The sequence below is a fragment of the Parageobacillus sp. KH3-4 genome, from assembly GCF_022846435.1.
GTDB lineage: Bacteria > Bacillota > Bacilli > Bacillales > Anoxybacillaceae > Parageobacillus > Parageobacillus thermoglucosidasius_A.
The window spans coordinates 3,347,785-3,368,346 of record NZ_AP025627.1 but is presented as its reverse complement, the minus strand read 5'-3'; the positions used below and the strand labels follow the sequence as shown (position 1 = coordinate 3,368,346).

Genomic DNA, 20,562 nt, shown 5'->3' with positions numbered 1-20,562 from the left:
CCAGCCTCTTTTTATTTTTTGATTCGCGCTTTTCGTTTCGTAAAATCAACATCAGAATAGTAGGCGTTTTTCACAAGTACGTTCGGCCCAAGACATTGAACAGACGGACAATGACAGTTGAGCTGTTTCGCGAGCGGGGAGTTTAACCATCTTTCATATGCTTCTAACAGCGTATCATGCCGGATGTTTCCGAGCGCCGGCTCATCACCGAAGTCCGTCACGATAATATCTCCTGTAAAAATATTGACGTTTAAGCGGGAACGTCCGTCTGGATCGTTGCGGACGGTTACGTTTTTGCTGGAATAAAGCCGTTTCAGCAGCGCTAAATCTTCTTCGTTATCGCTGCACGGATAAAACGGAAGCGTCCCAAACAACATCCAAACATTTTCGTCGCGAATATCAAGAAGATGATGGATTGCCTGCCGCAATTCGTCCAAGCTCAACGTTTCGAGCGCGCTCGCGAAATCACTAGGGTACATCGGATGCACTTCATGACGTTTGCAATGCATTTCGTCGACGACTTGGCGGTGAATTTTTTCTAAGTGCGGAACTGTCCGTTTGTTTAGCATCGTTTCTGCGGAGACGATGACTCCCGCTTTTGCCAAAGTTTTCGCGTTTTCGATCATTCGTTCGAAATATTTTTCGCGCTGCGCGACGCTAGGTTTGCGCTCCATCATCGCAAATCCGCCCTCGACAAAGTCATCGATCGTTCCCCAGTTATGTGAAATATGCAGCACATCCAAATACGGAATTACCTTTTCGTAACGGTCTAGCTCTAGCGTCAAATTCGAGTTTAACTGCGTCCGTACCCCCCGCTCATGGGCATACTTCAGCAACGGAACGACATAGTTGTTTACCGATTTCAACGACAACATCGGCTCACCGCCGGTAATGCTCAGCGAACGCAAATGCGGGATTTCTTCCAGCCTCTTGATTAACAAATCAAGCGGCAGCGCTTCCGGGTCTTTTGTTTGCAACATATAACCGACGGCGCAATGCTCACAGCGCATATTGCATAATGTTGTCGTCGTAAATTCGATGTTTGTCAATTGCAATTTTCCGTATTCTTCTATATCAAGATACGCTTCCCATGGATCAAACGACGGTGTAATAGGTCGAAGTGTAAATGAATCCATATGATTCTCCTCTTTTCTGGTAAGCTAAACTAACAATATTTCGGACACGTTTGAAATATCTTTGATGCAGTCATCGTTTATTATGAAAAACGAATGTTGCAATTGTCAATTGCTTTGACTATATGCATAACGGATAATCGCATTCCTATCGCTGCGCGGCAGGTTAGGGCTGCGTTTTCATGATTGTTTGTGCACGAAGATCGGGCGAGGACGCCATTTTCTGAAAGGAGTGACAAATCGGATGAGGCAAGTAAACAGGAAAGCTTCTTTTTCTGCAAAGCAAGCAAAGGTGTTCAATTTTACACAAAGGTGGAAAAACGTTATAATGAATAGGAAGAGAATTCAAAATAGTAATACATAGGACGAGCAAAGGGGAAGGGGCGTTGAACGTTGAACATGGAAAAATTCCAACAAAGCATGTATGAACTTATCGTGGAGACTTCCACGAAACTGCCAAAAGACGTGCGTCGGGCGATCGCTCGCGCAAAAGCGCGGGAAAACGCAGGAACGCGGGCGGCGATGGCACTGACGACGATTGCCGGCAACATAAAAATGGCGGAAGAAAACGTATCGCCGATTTGCCAAGACACTGGATTGCCGACGTTCAAAATTAAAGTGCCGGTCGGCGCCAATCAAATAAAAATGAAAGAAGCGATTCATGCTGCGATCGTTCAGGCGACAAAAGACGGGAAGCTTCGACCGAACTCCGTTGATTCGTTAACAGGAAAAAATAGCGGCGACAATCTTGGCGTTGGTGTTCCCGTTATTAAATTTGAACAATGGGAAAACGATTACATTGATGTGCGTCTTATTTTAAAAGGTGGCGGCTGTGAAAACAAAAACATTCAATACAGTTTGCCGTGTGAACTGGAAGGGCTTGGCCGCGCTGGGCGCGACTTAGATGGCATCCGCAAATGTATTTTGCATGCGGTATACCAAGCGCAGGGGCAAGGGTGTAGCGCCGGATTTATCGGCGTCGGCATCGGCGGGGACCGCGCTTCCGGCTATGAACTGGCGAAAGACCAGCTTTTCCGTTCCGTCGACGATGTCAATCCAAACGAAGATCTTCGTCGCCTAGAAGAATACATTATGGAAAACGCCAATAAACTTGGCATCGGCACGATGGGATTTGGCGGCGAATCGACGCTGTTAGGCTGTAAAATTGGAGCGATGCACCGCATCCCGGCAAGCTTCTTCGTATCCGTCGCTTATAACTGCTGGGCGTTCCGCCGCCTTGGCGTAAAAATTGACCCAGAAACAGGCGAAATCACGGAATGGCTCTATCAGGAAGGCGAAGACGTCGATTTTGACAAAGAATTGGAGAAAGCCGAAACATCGGCGGCTGCTCAGCTTGGCGAAACCCGTGAAGTTGTATTGGAGCCTCCGATTACAGAAGAACAGATTCGCCAGTTGAAAGTCGGCGACGTTGTGCGCATTAACGGGGTCATTTATACCGGCCGCGATGCGATCCATAAGTATTTAATGGATCACGATGCGCCTGTTGATCTGAACGGACAAATTATTTACCACTGCGGCCCAGTCATGCTGAAAGATGAGAACGGCAATTGGCAAGTGAAAGCGGCTGGCCCGACGACAAGCATTCGCGAGGAGCCGTATCAAGGCGACATTATGAAAAAATTCGGCGTCCGCGCGGTCATCGGCAAAGGCGGCATGGGCGCAAAAACGCTGCAAGCCCTAAAAGAACATGGCGGCGTCTACTTGAACGCGATCGGCGGCGCGGCGCAATATTATGCGGACTGTATTAAATCGGTAGAAGGCGTTGATTTGTTGGAGTTCGGAATTCCGGAAGCGATGTGGCATTTGCGCGTCGAAAACTTCACCGCCGTCGTCACAATGGACGCTCACGGCAACAGCTTGCATGAAGATGTCGAGAAATCGTCGTTAGAGAAACTCGCTCAATTCAAAGAACCGGTTTTCAAATAAGAGTTCGCCATCCACGAAGATATTGAGAAACGCTTGCACCATCACCGTCAGCTTAATGCTGGCGGTGATTTTTTATGAAAAAAATGGCGCGGTTAAAGCGGAAGCGATGGAAAAAACTAATGGTTAGCAGCACGACAAGGAGGAAAAATCGGTGAAAAACGCGACGATATGGTTGTTTTTATGTGCCGTCATTTTATCGTTTGTTCCTGTTTCCGCGGAAGCCGCAAGCAATAAAGCGATTCATTGGGGGTTTAAACGGAGCGAGAACCACGAGCCGCCTTCCGCGGGCAAGGAGTTGGATCAACTGCTTGCTAAATATGATGCGTTTTATTTAGGAAATCCAAATAAAAAAGAAATTTATTTAACGTTTGATAACGGCTACGAAAACGGCTATACAGCGAAAATTTTAGATGTTTTAAAAGAAAAACGAGTGCCGGCGACCTTTTTTGTAACAGGGCACTATTTAAACACCGCTCCTGATTTAGTGAAGCGAATGGTAAAAGAAGGACATATTGTCGGCAATCACTCGTGGCATCACCCTGATTTAACGCAAGTGAGCGATGAACGGCTGCGGGAGGAGCTGGAATCGGTTCGGAAAAAAACGGAAGAATTGACGGGGCAGAAAGGAATGATGTATCTTCGCCCGCCACGCGGCATTTTCAGCGAACGGACGATGGCGATCGCCCATGAGCTTGGTTATTACCACGTGTTTTGGTCGCTTGCGTTTGTGGATTGGCAGACGAACAAGCAAAAAGGATGGAAGTATGCATACGATAACATTATGAAACAAATTCATCCGGGCGCGGTTTTATTGCTTCATACTGTCTCGAAAGATAATGCGGAGGCGCTGGCAAAAGTGATCGACGATTTGCGCAAGCAAGGCTACACGTTTAAAAGCCTTGATGATCTGATGGCCGAAAAAATGAATTTGCCTCCATTGCTTTTTACCCCTTGAATGTTTTGTTCAAAGGGGTATTTTTCGTTATAATGTGGGTATTAACGACGATAAAAAGGTGATCCGTTATGTGGCAACAGCGAGTGGATGTCGCTCCGCCGTATAATTTTTCCCATGCTTTGGCGCGGCTTGCGCTCGATCCCCTCATATCGATGGACATAGCGCAACAGAAAGTCGTTGTTCCGCTTTATATACAGAATAAGCCAATCGCTGTGACTGTTGAAAGCATCGGGACAAAGGATGAACCGAGCTTTCTTGTGACAGCGCCATACCCAGAACGAAAACATGAAATTATGGAGCGGATTTCCCATCTGTTTCAATGGAATACACCGCTTGCCCTGATTCATGAACATTTTCAGCGGACTGAATTACAACCGCTTTTTGTCGAATATGAAGGAATGCCGCTTATTTTAGATTTTGACCTTTATTTTTGTTTAATGAAATGCCTGATTCACCAGCAGTTAAATTTGAAAGTTGCTTCCCGCCTGACGGAGCGTTTTGTGCAAACGTTCGGAACGCAAATCGATGGCGTTTGGTTTTATCCGAGGCCGGAAGACATTGCCGCACTTTCCTATGATGAACTGAAACAGCTGCAGTTAAGCGGGCGAAAAGCGGAGTATATCATCGATGCATCCCGGCTCATTGCCGAAGGGAAGCTGTCATTGGAGGAACTCGCGCGCAAAAGCGAAGCGGAAGTGATGGAAGTCTTGTTGTCGGTTCGCGGCATCGGTCCATGGACGGTGCAAAATTTCCTTCTGTTTGGGCTTGGAAAACGAAACGTGTTTCCAAAGGCGGACATTGGCTTGCAGCGGGCGGTCCAGCGCCTCCTTGGTCTTTCGGAAAGGCCGTCGATGAAACAAATGGAAGAGCTAAGCAAGCGCTGGGAGCCATATTTAAGCTACGCATCGTTATATTTATGGAGAAGCATCGAATGAGGAGTGGCAAACAATGACGAAAAAGACAATCACCATCAAGAAAGGACAACAGTTTCCGCTGACGATTAAACGGCTCGGCATCAATGGAGAAGGAGTCGGCTATTTTAAAAAGCAAGTGGTATTCGTCCCCGGCGCTCTCCCGGGAGAGGAAGTCGTCGTGGAAGCGACGCACATTCACCCGAAATATGCGGAAGCGAAAATTAAAAAAATCCGCAAGCGCTCCCCGCACCGCGTCACACCAAGATGCCCTGTCTACGAACAATGCGGCGGCTGCCAGCTGCAGCACTTGGATTACGAAGCACAGCTTCGCGAAAAACGCGATATTGTCATTCAGGCGCTCGAGCGGCATTGCCGGCTGCCGGTGGAAACACTGGAAATCCGCCCGACGATCGGGATGGATGACCCGTGGCATTATCGCAATAAAAGCCAGTTCCAAGTCGGCGTGAAAAAGGGAGAGGTCATCGCCGGTTTGTATGGCTTGAATTCCCATCAGCTCATTGATATTTCTGAATGCCTAATCCAGCACCCGGCTACGAACCGCGTGACCAACATTGTGAAAACGATTCTCCAAGATTTGCGCATTCCGATTTACAACGAGCGGACGCAAACAGGGCTTGTCCGCACAATTGTCGCAAGGGTCGGGTTTCATACGGGGGATGTGCAGCTTGTGCTTATTACTACAAAAAAAGAAATTCCCCGAAAAGAACTGCTCATCGCCGAGATAAAGCGGCGCCTTCCGGAAGTAAAGTCGATCGTGCAAAATATTAACGGACAAAAAACATCGCTTATTTTCGGGGAAAAATCGTTGCTTTTAGAGGGAGAAGAATATATTCAAGAAGTGTTAGGGGATTTATCGTTCGAACTGTCAGCGCGCGCGTTTTTTCAGCTAAATCCGGTGCAAACGGTGAAACTGTATGACGAAGTGAAAAAGGCAGCCGCTTTAACGGGGACGGAAAAAGTCGTTGATGCCTATTGCGGCGTCGGCACGATCGGGCTTTGGCTCGCCAAAGGCGCCGGTGAAATCCGCGGGATGGATGTCATTCCCGAAGCGATTGAAGATGCCAAAAAAAATGCGAAAAAACACGGATTTGCCAACGCAACGTACGTCAGCGGCAAGGCGGAAGCATTGCTTCCAAAATGGGTGAAGGAAGGCTGGAAGCCCGATGTCATCGTCGTCGATCCGCCGCGCACCGGCTGTGATGAACAGCTGCTAAAAACGATTCTTAAAGTAAAACCGCAAAGAATTGTATATGTCTCTTGCAATCCATCCAGCCTAGCAAGAGACATCGACGTACTATCGAAATTTTATAAAGTTGATTATATCCAGCCTGTCGATATGTTTCCGCATACGGCCCATGTGGAGTGTGTCGCGAAATTAACCTTGAAATAAGGGCATTTTTAAGGAGGCTAGGTGGCATTTGACCACATTTTGACCACATTTGTGCCACCTAGCTGTTTTTTCGTATAAAATCACCGAATATACGTGCAGTTTTTTCTTCGATTTCTTTCGTTACGTGGGCATATACATCACCGGTCGTTTTGATAGAGGCATGTCCTAAACGTGCCTGTACTTCTTTTAAGTCCGCTCCTGCCTCAAGGAGTAATGTGGCATGAGTATGCCTTAGATCATGAAAACGTATTTTCTTTACTCCAGCGGCTTTTATAACACGATTGAAGATATCTGTTAACGTACGAGGGAAAATCGGTTTTCCCGTTTCACGCGCAAAGACAAGGCCGTTATCTTCATATTGGTTTCCCACGATCAATTTAATCTCAGCTTGTTTTGCTTTATATCGCTTCAACTCTTTTAAGAGAAAGTCGTCCATTGCAATAATGCGCTGGGAAGCTTCTGTTTTCAAATCTCCAAATCGAAATCCATCCTCGTCGTAAATTAAGTTTCGCTGGATATGAATTCGTGCATGTTCAAAATCAATGTCCTGCCATTTCAGCCCTAAAAGTTCACCGCGGCGCATGCCGGTATGGGCTGCAGTTAGAAAGGCTGTGTAGTATATGATGTTTTCTAATTTAGCGAAACTTAAAAATCGATTGAGTTCCTCCCGTGTCCATGTCATGTACTTTCTTTTTCTGCCTCGAGGAACGTCCACTTTTATTAACGGATTTACCAGGATTAAATCCCATTCAATCGCTTTTTGCAACGCTCCGTACAAAACAGTATAGATGTACTCGATATATCGTTCTGATAATCCCTCATCTATAAGGGCATTAATAAATTGTTGGCATTGTGCAGCGGTCAATTTACGCAGCGGAATTTTGCCTAGAGCCGGAATAATTCGATGGTTAATTGCTCTTATATAATTTTTTAAAGTTGTTTCCTTTACTTTTCGTTTGGCGGATAGCTCAATCCAATCTTTTAAGTATTCTTCCAAAGATATATTTTGATTGATGATGTTTACACCTTTTTCTGCCTGGGCAATGAGTTCACTCGCTGCTTTTTCAGCCTCTTTCTTTGTTGCAAAACCACGCCGTGTAGTTTGGTGTCTTTTTCCGGTGATGGGGTCCCGACCTAAATCCACGGTAACGGACCAAGTATATCCTTTAGCATTTTTAGCAGGCACTTTGCGGAAATAAGCCACCGTTGTTCCTCCTTTCGTGTAAAACATTCATACTGTTTATGTTAAAACGCTTCCAGATGGTTTTTGGTATAATTTATCGCATTTTGTTTTTAGAATGTGACCGATTTTTCGCAAGATAGATTTGCTGATACAAATTTCGACTGTTTGATTAATATACGATTTTTAACCTGTGTTAAACGTTCTTCACATAACTCTGGCGTTACTTTAAACATATTGGACATATAATCAACTATGTATGGCTCGTGCCAGTCAATGAATCTTAACATATGAAAGGGAATAGCAGCATATTTCGTAAAATGATTTGCATCCCGTTCTTGCAGTTCTCGAAAAGCCTCCGGCATCATACTCTGTATACCAACGTGCCTCAATATGTGACATAATTCATGAAAGAAGGCTTCTCGCTTTTCCTCTTTAGATAGTCGGGAGTCGACAACAATGCAGCGAAAGCGGCCCACAACTTGATGTGTTGATGGAAAAGGCTTTTCGCGCAAGAAAATGTTCATCTTTCGAGCAATAAATGATGGATCGATTTGGCAAGGATAAAAGATGTTTAGTCGTGTATAAAACTTGGTCACCCAGTCTTCCAACGCGGTTGTGTAGTAGCGGCGTAGCTCCATATTGTCCCCCTCCTAAGGATATTATAGGAACAAATGTTTGGTTTGGCAATAAAAAGAAAAAATCTATAATTCAGACTATTTTTGTTGAATCTATTATGATAATTTCAATGAATTTTTTGATAATTCATTGAACACGGATAAATCGATTATTAAAAATCTAACTAAGGCTATTTAATCTGAGTTGAATTTTTTGTTCGATAAAAGAGTAAATTATAAATGTATCGAATGAAGATTGACTCTTTCTTTAACGTAAAATATAATCTAATTATTCGAATATATATATAATGAAGGTGGTATCGAATGAGTGAAAAGGTTTTGAAACACCTCCCAGAACTTGTACGTGCTTCGCTAGAAGGGGATAAACGAACTGTCGAATTATCCACATTAACAATTATTAGGAAAATCAAAAAGGAATATCCAATAATTTCGAATGAGTTAGCGAAGATATTATCAACTTATAGTGCTGGAGCACCACTAACAAGGTCATTAGGAGTTGAATCTCCTCCGGTAGATAAAGACTCTTTTTTGTCTTTAGTCAAAATTACGGATAATACTACATTTGAGGAGCAAATTGTTTTAGAGGAAAACGTTGAGGAGAAGATAAACCGTTTTCTAAAAGAAAGAAGTCTAATGGAAAAATTAATTAGTAATGGAATAAAACCACCTAACAGCCTTTTGTTATTTGGACCACCTGGGGTTGGTAAAACTATGTTGTCTAAATATATTTCGCATAAATTGTCTCTTCCTTTAATTACTTTAGATTTAGCTTCTTCAATATCAAGTTATCTAGGTAAGACTGGACAAAACATCAAAAAAGTATTGGATTATGCTAAATTGAAGCCGTCTATACTGTTATTAGATGAATTTGATGCAATAGCAAAAAGACGTGATGATCCTACGGATCTCGGAGAGCTTAAACGCATTGTAAATGTACTCTTGAAAGAATTGGAAGAGTGGCCAAGTCATTCTGTATTAATTGGGGCTACAAATCACCCTGAATTTTTGGATAAGGCTATATGGAGAAGATTTGATCTAAAGATTGAAATGGGTTTACCAAATGAAGAGCTTCGATATAAATTATGGACCAAACATCTTAGTAGAGATATAATAAATTTACCAGATGACTTTATATGGGTAATAAGCAAAACTTTGGATAATGTAAGCGCCTCTGATATCAAGCAAATTAGTGAACGTGTTCTTCGACAAGTTATTCTTGATGAAGATGATCCAAAGAAGATACTTATCAAAACAATAAAAGAAATATATCCTGATGTTCCATCAAATTTTAATAAACAAATGATAAAACTTATTAAAGAATATTACGGTAATAAGTTATCCCAAGCTAAAATAGCAGAAATTATGGGAATTAGTCCATCTACTGTAAACCATCATCTAAAATCTTTAACTCAATGATTTTAGAACGGGGGGAAGAGGAATGGAAAATGGGAATAATAAGGAATACTTTCCTATTATCGGATATGGAGAAAAGATGATAGAAGCAGTTAAAAAAAATTTTGGTGGTAATGGCCCTACCTATCCGAGAAGTTACAATGAAGCGCGAATAAGGGTAAAAAAACAAGTTGAAAATTTAAAAAAAGAAATACAGGAAATACCTGAAGAAAAAAGAATGAAGGAAATTGTTGTAACTTTACGACTACACGAAAAATTTCTTGCAAAAACCTATACCCCCAATACGCTTTTTAAAGAGACGAGATTTGAAAATATTGGCTCTAGACGTTGGAAATTTTACCGTGGTGATGAAGAAAAATATAGTAAGATGCATTTTGTAAAGGTAGATATTGACAGTTTAACCAATTTTGAGAATATTCTTGAGTCCAATGAACATGCTTTGTCGGATAGTTTAAAAAATGATATTAGAAAACTTGAAGATATATCAATTCTAAAAAAGAATGAGGTTATCCAAGGATTTGAGGAAGAGTGGGAAGAAGGAACAGTTGAGTTTGTTCTTCATCCTTTTGGTGATGAAAATGATGACATGATAAGAAAATTTAAAAATATTTTAAATAAATTTGGCATAGAGGATAAAAATTTAAAGATTAAAACTTATAGTGGTGGACCGACTTTTATTAGTGCTTATGTTAATAAGCAGGTTGTTAAAGAGGTAGCGGATTTTAATCCGCTCAGGACGGTACATCCACTTAAAGTGAATTTCTTTCCAGGTTTAAGGAATTCGGATATTGAGCCTGTGTTATTAACTCCTCCTCGTGGTAATAGTGTTTCACAAATAAAGGTGGGAATTTTTGATGGTGGTATAGACACAACTCATCCATTTCTAAATAAATTTGCGAAAGAAAATAAATCTGTACAATCAACGCCTGTTCAGGAGGGGATAAATCACGGTACAGCAGTAGCTGGTGTTGTTTTATATGGAGATCTTAATCAATACGAGGCTAATACGCAGCTTGAAGATCCGATTGTTTTTGTTGAAAGTTTTCGTGTACTTCCTCAAAGTGATCCGACAGATCTTGATTTGTACGAAGCAATTGATTTTATTGAGGAGGTTGTACCGACAAGAAATGATATTAATGTATATAATTTATCTTTTGGTCCTATAGGTCCTATTTTGGATGATGAAATCTCTAGATTTACGTTTTCATTAGACCAGCTAGCATGGAATTTCCGTAAGTTGTTTGTTGTAGCGGTGGGGAATGATGGGGATAAACCAAGCCCATTAAATCGTATCCAAGCTCCTGCAGACTTAGTGAATGGGTTGGGAGTTGGTGCTTATACATTTGATTACCGTACAGGAGAAAAAATTCGAGCATCTTACAGTTGTGTAGGTGAAGGAAGAGAAGGGTGCAAGGTTAAGCCTGATGTATGTGCTTTTGGTGGAGATTCCAGGTTCCCTATTCACCTTCTTAGTACAGATCACAGTAAAAAATGGTTAGCCCAAGGAACAAGTTTTGCTGCTCCGATTATAGCTAGTAAAGCCGCTGAAATTTTAGGGAGATGTAATCAATTTAGTCCGTTAGTGGCTCGTGCTTTAATAATTCACGCGGCGCAGAATCCAAACAAAGTAGATAATTTAATAGGTTATGGAATTGTAGACAAAACTGTTGACGACATTTTAAAGTGTGAAAAAAATTCTGTTACCATTATTTATTCAAGCTCATTAAATCCAAGTTCAATGGCTAAACTTCCTATACCTCTACCGGTCAGTATTCAGTTATCTGGAGAAGTTGAGTTATCGTGGACAATTGCTACTTTGTCAAAAGCGAATGCTCTTCATGTTGAGGACTATACTGAATCTGCAATTGAGGATACTTTTTATCCTCATAGCAAAAAATATAAATTTACCAAAGACCTGAGTAGTGGGAAAAAGATACGTACTCTACATATTGAAGAAAATCAGCAAGAAATAGAAGAATTATTAAATGATGGTTGGACACAGAGCTTATTACCAGCTTCAAGTCCAACCGAGAAATACCAAACGGAGCAGGCTAGAAGAAGCGATTTAAAATGGGATACTGTTGTAAAAAGATGGACAAGAAAGCGTGCTAATTCTTTATATAGACCTTTCTTAGTGCTTCATGGACTTGGAAGAAATGGTAGTGCAGATCGTATTGATTATGCTGTTGTGGTGACAATTAGTGTTCCAAAATATCAAGGGAATCTTTATGAAGCAATTTTAAATGAATACAAAGTGTTAGAACCAATTCATATAAGAAATCGAAATGAGATTATGATTCCTATTCGTTAAAACTCCCTTCTGTAGTGAGATAATGATTTCCATTGATTAAAAAAGGGGTGTCTCAAAAATGACGGGACACCCTTCTGTGCTACCGTATATACATCGAACAATAAGAGAAAAACTATATGGTATTCCGTTTGCGGTCAAACAACCTTTGAATGGGTCTCTTTTTATTATGTTTTAATATTACGGCTGATTTGTTTTTTTTGTTTTGATGTATTGAAAATATTGATTTTGAGAACGGTCGTAAACATAAGGTTTCTCAAAGTTTTCATCATCTGGTTCGGTAAAAATCATTCTGTCGGTATCGAAAGAGTACCTAAAAGCAAGAGTTTTTTCTTTGATCTCTTCCTCGGAAATCAATTTAACTATGTAAAAAAAGCCTTCCTGTTGTTTAAAAGGTCTCGTAGCCAATTTATAGACCAAAAATAAGAAAAGAGGAGTTATTATTAGATTAAAAGCATCTGTATTGAATTTCCATTTTCCATAATACAAATAATGAGTTGTTGCTAAGTAATAAAGTATTAAACTAGTTGCGCAGTTTATAACTAGTAACCAGAATGTAGCTTTGGGATATAATTGCTTTTTTTTAAAGGTTTCTATGCATATTTTTAAGAGAATAAGGATGAGAGTAATTAAGAATATATATAGGCATATGCGTAATAATTTTAGGAAAAAAATATTTGCAATAAATAATTTTTCTCCAATTAAAAAGGTGTAAAAAGTGGCTACCCCTACATAGAAAATTGAAAAGAAGAAAACATTTTGTATGTTAACTAAAAATTTATTTATCTGACTTTCATATTTTGTGATAAACAAATGATCTAAATCATTAAAAGTATTAGCTGCTAAAAATTTTTTGAAAAAAGGGAGCAAAGGTACAATGGTTGCGGCGATCAATAATAGAATTTTAGGAAGAGTATTAATATGATTTAACTGTTTGAAAAAATCTTCTATTTTCGTTGGTTCAATTAGAACTGTAAGCATATGAACCTCCCCAGTATATCTACTTGGTATTTCTTAGTTCCTACATCAACAATTGCTACATTAATTTAGTTTTTGTTTTCTGGTCATATCCCATTTTTCCTATAAAAAAAGATAAAGACACCTGGAACTAAGTTAGTCTTCGGTGCCTTCTCTTGCTGCTTTATTCTTCTCTTTTGCTTTATGAACAACCCACTCGAAGTGCTTGATGATTTCCTCGATCTCTTCCTCCGATAGGCTTTTCCACTTCTCAATATCGAAGAAGCCCATTTGCTCAATACCGTGCTCTTTAATGAGCTGATTGATTCTTGCCAATGTACCTAACTCTTTATCATCATTCTCTGGTGGATTTGGGTTATCGGTGCGGCCGAGGAGATAGTCAGCACTAACTTCGAATAAATCAGCTAATTTATTTACCGTGTCTAATTGAGGCTGTTTAGTGCCACGTTCATATGCTGTATATGTTGTTCGTGCTACTCCAACAAGGTCAGCGACATATTCTTGAGTCCACTTTGGGTTTTCTTGTTTTTTCTTCTCCCGTAAATGTTTTAACCTTTCTCCAAAGGTTTGCATACTATCACCGCAATCTACCTAATTATATTAATTATTATAATGTTACTGAAAGAAACTTTAAAGCGGAATTAAAAAATGTTCCTAAAAGGATAAAAAAATATTGACTTGTTACTTTTAGGGACATATAATAAAATCAAAAGTTACCAAAAGGAACAAAAGGTGGTGAAATTAATTGAGAACATGGCTTAAAGAGTTACGTGAAAAAAAAGGGATGACTCAAAGTCAAGTTGCTGAAAACTGCGAAATCTCAAGGAGCTATTACACTCATATTGAAAATGGGACAAAAACACCGACTGTTAAAGTTGCTAAGAAGATTGCTTCGGTTCTCGATTTTAATTGGACAATTTTTTTTAAAGACGAACGTTCCCTTAAGGAACAAAATGAAACAGCATCAGCCTAAGGAGGTGAGCTAAATGAATCTCGAACAACGCATTACCGAATTAGAACAACGTATTGCTGAACTTGAAAAGAAAGCCACCGCAGAAACGGCGGCCCCAAAAGTCAATTTAAACGGTTGTACTAATTGCGGCAGAGCTTGGCATGAAAACTTGGCGTTTTGCGGGGTATGCGGAAATCGTCTTATTCCTGTTTCCGAACTAAAAAAATTTTATCCGAACCGAAATTTCACACTTTCACATCGTTCTTAATCAGGAATTCTTTTGGTATACCACTCTTCCACTTTAGAGAGATCTAATTTCGCAAATATGGACGTGAGTTCACTAAATGTATTTGAAATTTTTGTTCCTTGAGTGTCTAGCTGAATTTCTTCTAGAGCTTCACTGAAAAGATGCACAATAGTTTTACCGTTTTCAATCTCAAAACTAACATCGCCGGCTCTTCGATAGATTTCATTCTTATCAGGAACTAAGATTTCGATCATTTTAGAACTTACATTAATCGCCAATAAAATCCCGTTAGGTAAGTCAAGTAACAACGTGGAACGACCACAGCCTTTAGCTATACGGTACCATTTACCTGATATTGCTTCACGTAAGACACTTCCGTCTGGAAAGTCAGCCATGTTAATGTCGCCTCCTTCATCGTCTTATTTCGACAGGAAGTGAGGAAATTCCTACAAGGAGATTATTCAAACGAATCTCAAACAACGTCTTTCTGAGTTAGAAGCACGTGTTTCTCGTCTTAAAAAGAAATTTGAAAAATAAGTCTTGACAGTCATTTCGCGTTTTTTTCCAATTTGCCTCGTTTGAAGTGAAGAGAAATGAAAGAACTTGAAAGGAAGTTGAACCAAGTGTCCATCATAACTTGCTGGAAAACGACATTTGCGAAACCTTATGGATGTGAAATTGGAAAAAAGCCAATTTTCTATAATCAAAAGTAGGGTGGTGACAAAATGAACGACAAACAACGTTTTGCTGAATTAGAGCATCGTCTTTCCCATATTGAGGATCAAGTTAATTCATCATCCGTCATTAAATTCGAAATTAACATTGATCAAATACGCCAAGTGATCCATGAGGAAGTGACAAAAGCAGTCAATGAAGTAACGAAATATCATCAATTTCAATTGCCGCCGATGCTGACACGAAAACAGCTCATGGAACTTTTCAACATTAGTCAGACGAAAACGTCAGAATTGCTGAACCGCGCTGATTTTCCGGTATTCCGCGAAGCAGGAGTACTCATTCCTACCCATTTGCTGTTTCGATGGATCGAAAAGCATACGCGATGGGTGGAAGAAAACACATCGTTTTTTGAGAAAACGGCAATGTAAGCACTTCTATTCATAGTATAGTAAAACTATTTTCAAAGATTGGTAGAAAGGGGAAAAGGAAAAATGAAACGTGGTAGAGCCGCCGACGCGGTCAAAGCGGCAAGGAAAGCAGCCAATATGACCCAACAGCAGCTTTCCTTTGAAATCTATGAATCGCGCGAATCGGTATCGCACCAGGAAAATGGGCGGTACCGGGTGCAGCCAAACATATCTAAATATTTTGCCGAGAAGCATAACAATCCGTGGGTGGCCCTCGAGGCTGCGGCTGAGTATACCGGATGGGGACCTGTGAAGCTGGATGGAGAAATGGTCGATCTTCACCGGGCAAGCGTTGCGATGAAAACACGTGAAGAACTCACCGAAGCGCTTGAAGCAATCGAAAGTGTTTGCGTCGCCAATCATCCTCGATCCATACGAGATTTTGACAAACAGCACCTCGAAGAAGCGATTTTGCAAGCGATTGACGCGATCGTTGCACTCACGCAATACGTTGCCGTTATATGTGTTGATTACGGTTTTTCTTGGTTAAAGATGTGGCAAAAACATCGAACAAAACTAAAATCGAAAGGATTCATCCGAAAATGAAAGGAGTGATTTTAAATGTACGCGGTACTTTCAGCAAGCCGATTGATGAAAGCGGCAGAGGTTAGGGAAGTTTGCGCGGAACTGCGGAACAATCCAACGTTGTTGATGGCGTTAGAATTGGCTGCCAAAGAAGAATTTTACCAGCGATTCGAAAAAGAAAAAGCAGCAAGCGAAACGCTCACTGCTTCGTAAAACAAGCCCTACTCTTAACATACCATGCTCCGATGCAAAAGGCAAGCTCATGCTTGCCGACTGGAGCGCAGGCGGCGGGTGCACCCCCAGCCCGTGATTGTCTGTGCTTCAGTCGGTGCGCATGAGCACCAAACAGACTGAGCGAGAAATGATCCGGAAGGGGGGAGTCGCGCCATAATACATGCGATGGTCATTGCGATGACGTCTGTTTGAAAAGGAAAGGAGGTGAACGGGAGTGCAAGATTCGATCATGTTGCAGGAAGCGGATTTGTTGGAGAAGGCATCACTGTGCATGGAGTATATACAAGATGCGTTGCAAAACCGCGACTATGAATCTATGAAAATTGAAATCTCTGAGCTGCAGTTTCTAGTTGAACAATTGCAAGAAGTGGAAATGAAAAAACATAGACGAGCACAGCTCTTTGAAGTTATCAACGATATGCGCAAACGCGGCATTCAAATCGATTTTGTATCGCGAATATTGGGGTGATAACAGCACTTGACGTGATCTGAAAGGGAGGGATGGTGCTTGTCGATTAAGCAAAAAGTTGATCGGTACGGTACACCAATTGATGGAGAGCGTATTTTCGTCGATTGGAACAGATTTGAGGAAGTGCACACTGACAACTTAGAAAAGTATCTACATGACGTTTATGGCATATCAATTGAATTCTTTGGAAGTAAAAAAGCTCACTCTGTCAAGTGAGCCGTTGAAAACATATTTGAATTACTTTAAGTATAGCACTCTTTTCAAGAAAAGACAAGGAGGGGGAAATCGTGAAAGAAATTCGTTTATTGTCGCTTAATCTGAAAAACTTCAAGGGAATTCGTTCTTTTTCCCTTGAAGCTAACGGAGAAAATGTCCGGGTATACGGTGATAATGCGACTGGAAAAACAACATTGTTCGATGCGTTTGTATGGCTCTTGTTCGATAGGGACAGTCAAAATAAGAAGGACTTCGCCATCAAAACCTTGGACAAAAACGGGAATCCGATCCACAACCTCGATCACGAGGTGGAAGGCGTGTTTTTGGTTGATGGAAAGCAACTGACGCTGAAAAAAGTGTTCAGTGAGAAATGGACCAAGAAACGCGGATCCGTACAGGCGGAATTTACCGGGCACACCACTGATTATTTCGTTGACGGCGTACCAGTGAAGAAAAAAGAGTACGACGAATTGATTTCTAATCTGATTGACGAGGATGTTTTCAAATTGCTGACATCTCCGACATACTTCAACGAGCAACTGAAATGGCAAGACCGTCGGAAGATCCTGCTTGAGGTTTGCGGTGGCATTACAGATGAAGAGGTCATTGCAAGTAACAATGATCTGGCTGAACTGATGAATATCCTAAACGGCCGAAGCATCGAGAACCATCGGAAAGTTATTGCTGCGCGGAAAAAGGAAATCAATGATCAGCTGCAAAAGATACCGGTCCGTATAGACGAAATTCACCACAACCTTCCGGATCTGACTGGGTTGGATAAAGATTCCCTCGAGGCTGAAATTGCCACTATCAACGCGGAAATTGAAGAAAAACAGGAATTGATTAGCAACATCCGCAACGGGGCAGCCATCGCAGAGAAACGGAAACAAATCCAAGAAGTTGAATTGGAACTCCTCCGGATCCAGCAGGCCCACGAATCCGACACAAAAGAAGAATTGTACCGGTTGAAAGCCCGGATCCAGGAAGAAGAGTCGAATATCTCGCTGTTGAAATCGAAAGTTCAAAATATCGAAAACCGAATGAAATTCAATGAGGAAAACATCGCTCGCATCGAATCTCAACTTCAACAATGGAGAAAGGAATGGCAGGAAGTCAATGAGCAACAATTCCTGCATAACGAAAATTGCACTTGCCCGACGTGTGGCCAAGCCCTGCCAGCTGAACAAATTGAAGCTGCCAGGGAAAAAGCGTTAAAGGATTTCAATTTGGAAAAAGCCCGTAAACTTGAAGAAATCACGGCCAAGGGGAAAAGTGGGGCGGCTCAAAAGCAAAAGTTGATGGAAGAAAACGAGCAACTGGCGAAGGAAAAGGAAAAACTCGAGGGACAAATTTCCGAAAAACAATCGGTCCTTGAAAAACTGAATGAGCAGCTGAAAGTCGTGGAAAGCACTATCGTGGATATCACTGAGAATCCGGAATATGTCGCAAAATTACAAGAAAAAGCGGATCTCCAAAATGAAATAGCAGAACTGCAGCAATCGGCCAATGAATCGATCCAATCCATCCAATTTGAAATCCTGGAACTCAAGCAAAAAAGAGATCAACTCCAAGCTGACCTAGGTAAATTCGCGATCGTCAAACAATCCGAAGAACGGATCCGGGAGTTGGAAGAGCAGGAACGCGAACTTGCTGCAGAATTTGAGAAACTTGAGCATCAGATTTTCCTTACGGAAGAATTCATCAGAACCAAAGTTAATTTGCTGGAAGAAAAAATCAATAGCAGATTCAAATTTTCTCGGTTCAAACTCTTTGAAACTCAGATTAACGGAGGCCTTCAAGAAACATGTGTTACAACCTACAACGGGGTACCTTATGACAGTGGCCTGAACAACGCGGCACGTATTGTAGTGGGATTAGATATTATCCAAACTCTTTCAGAATACTATGGATTTTCTTGCCCGATTTTTATCGATAATGCTGAAGGAATAACGAACCTCCCAGAGATTAGCAGTCAGTTAATTGCACTATACGTATCCGAAAAAGACAAAACTTTAAGGGTTGAAACCAAACAAATTTTGAAGGAGGTTATCTGATATGGCAAACAATGTAGTGGCCAAAAAAGAATTTGGTACTCAATTAACAAAAGTGAATGATATTTACTTTCCTTTAATCCAAAAACAATTGCAAGGCAATGGTATCGAAATGGATTCTTATTCTAAACAGTGTGTCCTTGCCGCAATTGGGGCCATAAATAACGTTTTGGACACCAACATGGTCAGCTGGAATGATCCTAACCTAGACAAAAGCAACATTACCCAAGTTCTTTTGAATGTGGCCGCACTCAAATTAAACGCATCTGCCCATCCACGTGAAGTCTATTTCCAGCTTCGAAACGTGAAGGTGAAGGACAAGGATGGTAATGAACATTGGAAAAAGCAAATCGAAATGGGGATCGAGGGAGATGGCAACGATGCCATTCTCTCTCGGTTCGGCCGAAATGTGAAAGAGGTTAAGCAATTCTGGCTAGTAAGAGAAAATGATAAGTTTGAATATCCAACTTACAACGGACTCGAAATGACGCCTCCAAAATGGACACCCACGGGGAAAGGAAAAGTTGTGAGAGTTGTCTATCCCATCATCAAAAAGGACAACACCATCGAGTTTTACATTTCGGAACGTGAAGATGTTTTGAAAAATCTAATTGCACACATTAACAACAACTTGATGAATGAAACTTTCGGACTCGCTGAAAATCGGTATAAAGCTACTGCAAAGCAAAAAGAACAGATTGCCGAGAAGAAACGGGCTATTCTTGAAAAAGCGGAAAAACTAGGTTTGGATAGTGCCCTTGACGATCCGGAGCTTCAACAATATATCAGTCCAGCATGGAAGGATCCGCAAAGCCGAGAAAGCATGATCATTCGAAAAATGAGAAATAACATAGTGAAAAAAATACCAAAGGATTTTGGGAATGCCTATATAGGGTTGATCTATGAAGAAAATACGGATCAGGAATACATCCGAGTGCGAAAAGAGATTGAGGAAAACGCCAATCAGGAAGAACTCGATTTTGAAGAAGTGGAATATGAAGAAGCACAGGAAGTTGAAGTAATTGATCAGCCTGATCCTAAACCGGCTAATGTTCTTCCAAACGAAGAAACGTTAGAAGAACAAAAGCAGGAACAAATGCAATTTGAAAATATCACAGAAGGACCAGGATTTTAAATGATCGAGATAAAAGCACTTGCTACTGGGAGCAAGGGAAATTGTTATTACGTTACGGACGGGCAAACTCCCTTGCTCCTGGAAGCAGGGATACCATTTAAAAATATTCGTAAAAGGTTAAATTTCCGGACTTCAGATATTCAAGGCGTTTTAATTACTCATGAACATCAAGATCATTGCAAAGGAATAAATGACGTGTTAAAGGCCGGAATCAATGTTTACATGTCAGCCGGTACTGCAGGAGCAATTGATATAAAACATCATCGTATTAAAACCGTCGAAGCTAAAAAACAATTCACGATTGGTTCTTGGACTATTCTTCCTTTTGATGTTCAACACGATTCATCTGAACCGATTGGATATCTATTGATGAACCAACAGCGTGAAAAACTTTTGTTCGCAACGGATACGTACTATATCCGCTACCGGTTTCCTGATCTCACACATATTATGGTCGAATGCAATTACTCGTTAGCCATTCTAAACGAGAATATTGCTGCAGGACGGGTTCCAAAAGTTATGAAAAAAAGGTTGCTTAGATCACACTTTTCTTTAGAGAACGTGAAAGAATTTTTGAAGGCAAATGATCTATCTAAAGTACAAGAAATATGGCTGCTTCACTTATCAGACAATAACAGTGACGCTCAACAGTTTAAGCAAGAGATTATGGAGCTAACCGGGAAAATGGTTTTCGTCCCTTAAAAAAATGAG

22 protein-coding genes are annotated in these 20,562 nt (G+C 41.0%); 16 read left to right on the top strand and 6 right to left on the bottom strand.

From position 1 onward, the window contains the following. Positions 1-11 precede the first annotated feature (11 nt). Complete coding sequence (yfkAB, locus tag MWM02_RS17115; RefSeq protein ID WP_244402536.1) at positions 12-1,136, bottom strand: radical SAM/CxCxxxxC motif protein YfkAB; 1,125 nt, start codon at positions 1,134-1,136, stop codon at positions 12-14. A 396-nt stretch (positions 1,137-1,532) separates the two neighbouring features. Here yfkAB and MWM02_RS17110 point away from each other — a divergent pair, with 396 nt between their 5' ends. From MWM02_RS17110 to rlmD, 4 genes are all read left to right on the top strand, one after another. Further along, positions 1,533-3,080: a fumarate hydratase gene (locus tag MWM02_RS17110; RefSeq protein WP_064553545.1), complete on the top strand. Its 1,548-nt coding sequence runs from the start codon at positions 1,533-1,535 to the stop codon at positions 3,078-3,080. A 151-nt stretch (positions 3,081-3,231) separates the two neighbouring features. After that, complete coding sequence (gene pdaA, locus MWM02_RS17105; protein WP_481861580.1) at positions 3,232-4,035, top strand: delta-lactam-biosynthetic de-N-acetylase; 804 nt, start codon at positions 3,232-3,234, stop codon at positions 4,033-4,035. A gap of 68 nt (positions 4,036-4,103) precedes the next feature. Next, positions 4,104-4,970, top strand: a complete 867-nt coding sequence (locus tag MWM02_RS17100) for a DNA-3-methyladenine glycosylase family protein (protein WP_064553290.1) — start codon at positions 4,104-4,106, stop codon at positions 4,968-4,970. Positions 4,971-4,983: 13 nt separating this feature from the next. Then, positions 4,984-6,360, top strand: a complete 1,377-nt coding sequence (gene rlmD / locus MWM02_RS17095; protein WP_064553289.1) for a 23S rRNA (uracil(1939)-C(5))-methyltransferase RlmD — start codon at positions 4,984-4,986, stop codon at positions 6,358-6,360. 58 nt (positions 6,361-6,418) lie between these two features. Here the strand turns inward: rlmD and MWM02_RS17090 are convergent, their stop codons facing one another. Beyond that, positions 6,419-7,564: a site-specific integrase gene (locus MWM02_RS17090; protein ID WP_244402535.1), complete on the bottom strand. Its 1,146-nt coding sequence runs from the start codon at positions 7,562-7,564 to the stop codon at positions 6,419-6,421. Positions 7,565-7,653: 89 nt separating this feature from the next. After that, positions 7,654-8,181, bottom strand: coding sequence for an ImmA/IrrE family metallo-endopeptidase (locus MWM02_RS17085; RefSeq protein WP_244402534.1), 528 nt, complete (start codon positions 8,179-8,181; stop codon positions 7,654-7,656). Positions 8,182-8,481: 300 nt separating this feature from the next. On the opposite strand from MWM02_RS17085, the gene MWM02_RS17080 reads away from it, so the two are divergent. Further along, positions 8,482-9,594, top strand: coding sequence for an ATP-binding protein (locus MWM02_RS17080; RefSeq protein WP_244402533.1), 1,113 nt, complete (start codon positions 8,482-8,484; stop codon positions 9,592-9,594). Between the two features lie 22 nt (positions 9,595-9,616). Further along, positions 9,617-11,902, top strand: coding sequence for a S8 family peptidase (locus tag MWM02_RS17075; RefSeq protein ID WP_244402532.1), 2,286 nt, complete (start codon positions 9,617-9,619; stop codon positions 11,900-11,902). A gap of 177 nt (positions 11,903-12,079) precedes the next feature. On the opposite strand, the gene MWM02_RS17070 is transcribed toward MWM02_RS17075, so the two are convergent. Continuing rightward, entirely contained in the window at positions 12,080-12,880 is an 801-nt protein-coding gene (locus MWM02_RS17070) for a hypothetical protein (protein ID WP_244402531.1), read from the bottom strand. A 132-nt stretch (positions 12,881-13,012) separates the two neighbouring features. Beyond that, a complete protein-coding gene (locus MWM02_RS17065; protein ID WP_244402530.1) occupies positions 13,013-13,450 on the bottom strand; it encodes a helix-turn-helix domain-containing protein in 438 nt (145 codons plus the stop codon). 172 nt (positions 13,451-13,622) lie between these two features. Here MWM02_RS17065 and MWM02_RS17060 point away from each other — a divergent pair, with 172 nt between their 5' ends. Together MWM02_RS17060 and MWM02_RS17055 are read left to right on the top strand one after the other, a co-directional pair. Continuing rightward, positions 13,623-13,850, top strand: coding sequence for a helix-turn-helix transcriptional regulator (locus MWM02_RS17060; RefSeq protein WP_244402529.1), 228 nt, complete (start codon positions 13,623-13,625; stop codon positions 13,848-13,850). Positions 13,851-13,863: 13 nt separating this feature from the next. Then, positions 13,864-14,097: a hypothetical protein gene (locus MWM02_RS17055; RefSeq protein WP_244402528.1), complete on the top strand. Its 234-nt coding sequence runs from the start codon at positions 13,864-13,866 to the stop codon at positions 14,095-14,097. On the opposite strand, the gene MWM02_RS17050 is transcribed toward MWM02_RS17055, so the two are convergent. Further along, positions 14,094-14,471 (bottom strand): hypothetical protein, encoded by a 378-nt coding sequence (locus MWM02_RS17050; protein ID WP_035502456.1) that lies wholly within the window; start codon positions 14,469-14,471, stop codon positions 14,094-14,096. The two genes, MWM02_RS17055 and MWM02_RS17050, sit on opposite strands and share 4 nt — an antisense overlap. 420 nt (positions 14,472-14,891) lie before the next feature. Between MWM02_RS17050 and MWM02_RS17045 the strand changes: the two genes are divergently transcribed. From MWM02_RS17045 to MWM02_RS17010, 8 genes are all read left to right on the top strand, one after another. Next, positions 14,892-15,182: a DNA-binding protein gene (locus MWM02_RS17045; protein WP_481861780.1), complete on the top strand. Its 291-nt coding sequence runs from the start codon at positions 14,892-14,894 to the stop codon at positions 15,180-15,182. A gap of 63 nt (positions 15,183-15,245) precedes the next feature. Then, positions 15,246-15,767 carry a helix-turn-helix domain-containing protein gene (locus tag MWM02_RS17040; protein WP_244402527.1) on the top strand — a complete coding sequence of 174 codons (522 nt, stop codon included), beginning with the start codon at positions 15,246-15,248 and terminating at the stop codon, positions 15,765-15,767. A 15-nt stretch (positions 15,768-15,782) separates the two neighbouring features. Continuing rightward, a complete protein-coding gene (locus MWM02_RS17035) occupies positions 15,783-15,959 on the top strand; it encodes a hypothetical protein (protein WP_244402526.1) in 177 nt (58 codons plus the stop codon). 235 nt (positions 15,960-16,194) lie between these two features. Next, positions 16,195-16,449, top strand: a complete 255-nt coding sequence (locus tag MWM02_RS17030; RefSeq protein WP_003252946.1) for a hypothetical protein — start codon at positions 16,195-16,197, stop codon at positions 16,447-16,449. A 39-nt stretch (positions 16,450-16,488) separates the two neighbouring features. Continuing rightward, the gene (locus MWM02_RS17025; protein WP_157778188.1) at positions 16,489-16,665 is read left to right on the top strand and encodes a hypothetical protein; all 177 of its coding nucleotides are present in this window, start codon (positions 16,489-16,491) and stop codon (positions 16,663-16,665) included. 71 nt (positions 16,666-16,736) lie between these two features. After that, positions 16,737-18,719 (top strand): ATP-binding protein, encoded by a 1,983-nt coding sequence (locus MWM02_RS17020; RefSeq protein ID WP_244402525.1) that lies wholly within the window; start codon positions 16,737-16,739, stop codon positions 18,717-18,719. 1 nt (position 18,720) lies between these two features. Next, a complete protein-coding gene (locus tag MWM02_RS17015) occupies positions 18,721-19,851 on the top strand; it encodes a hypothetical protein (protein WP_244402524.1) in 1,131 nt (376 codons plus the stop codon). Next, positions 19,852-20,553: an MBL fold metallo-hydrolase gene (locus MWM02_RS17010; protein ID WP_244402523.1), complete on the top strand. Its 702-nt coding sequence runs from the start codon at positions 19,852-19,854 to the stop codon at positions 20,551-20,553. The last annotated feature ends 9 nt before the right edge of the window (positions 20,554-20,562 follow it).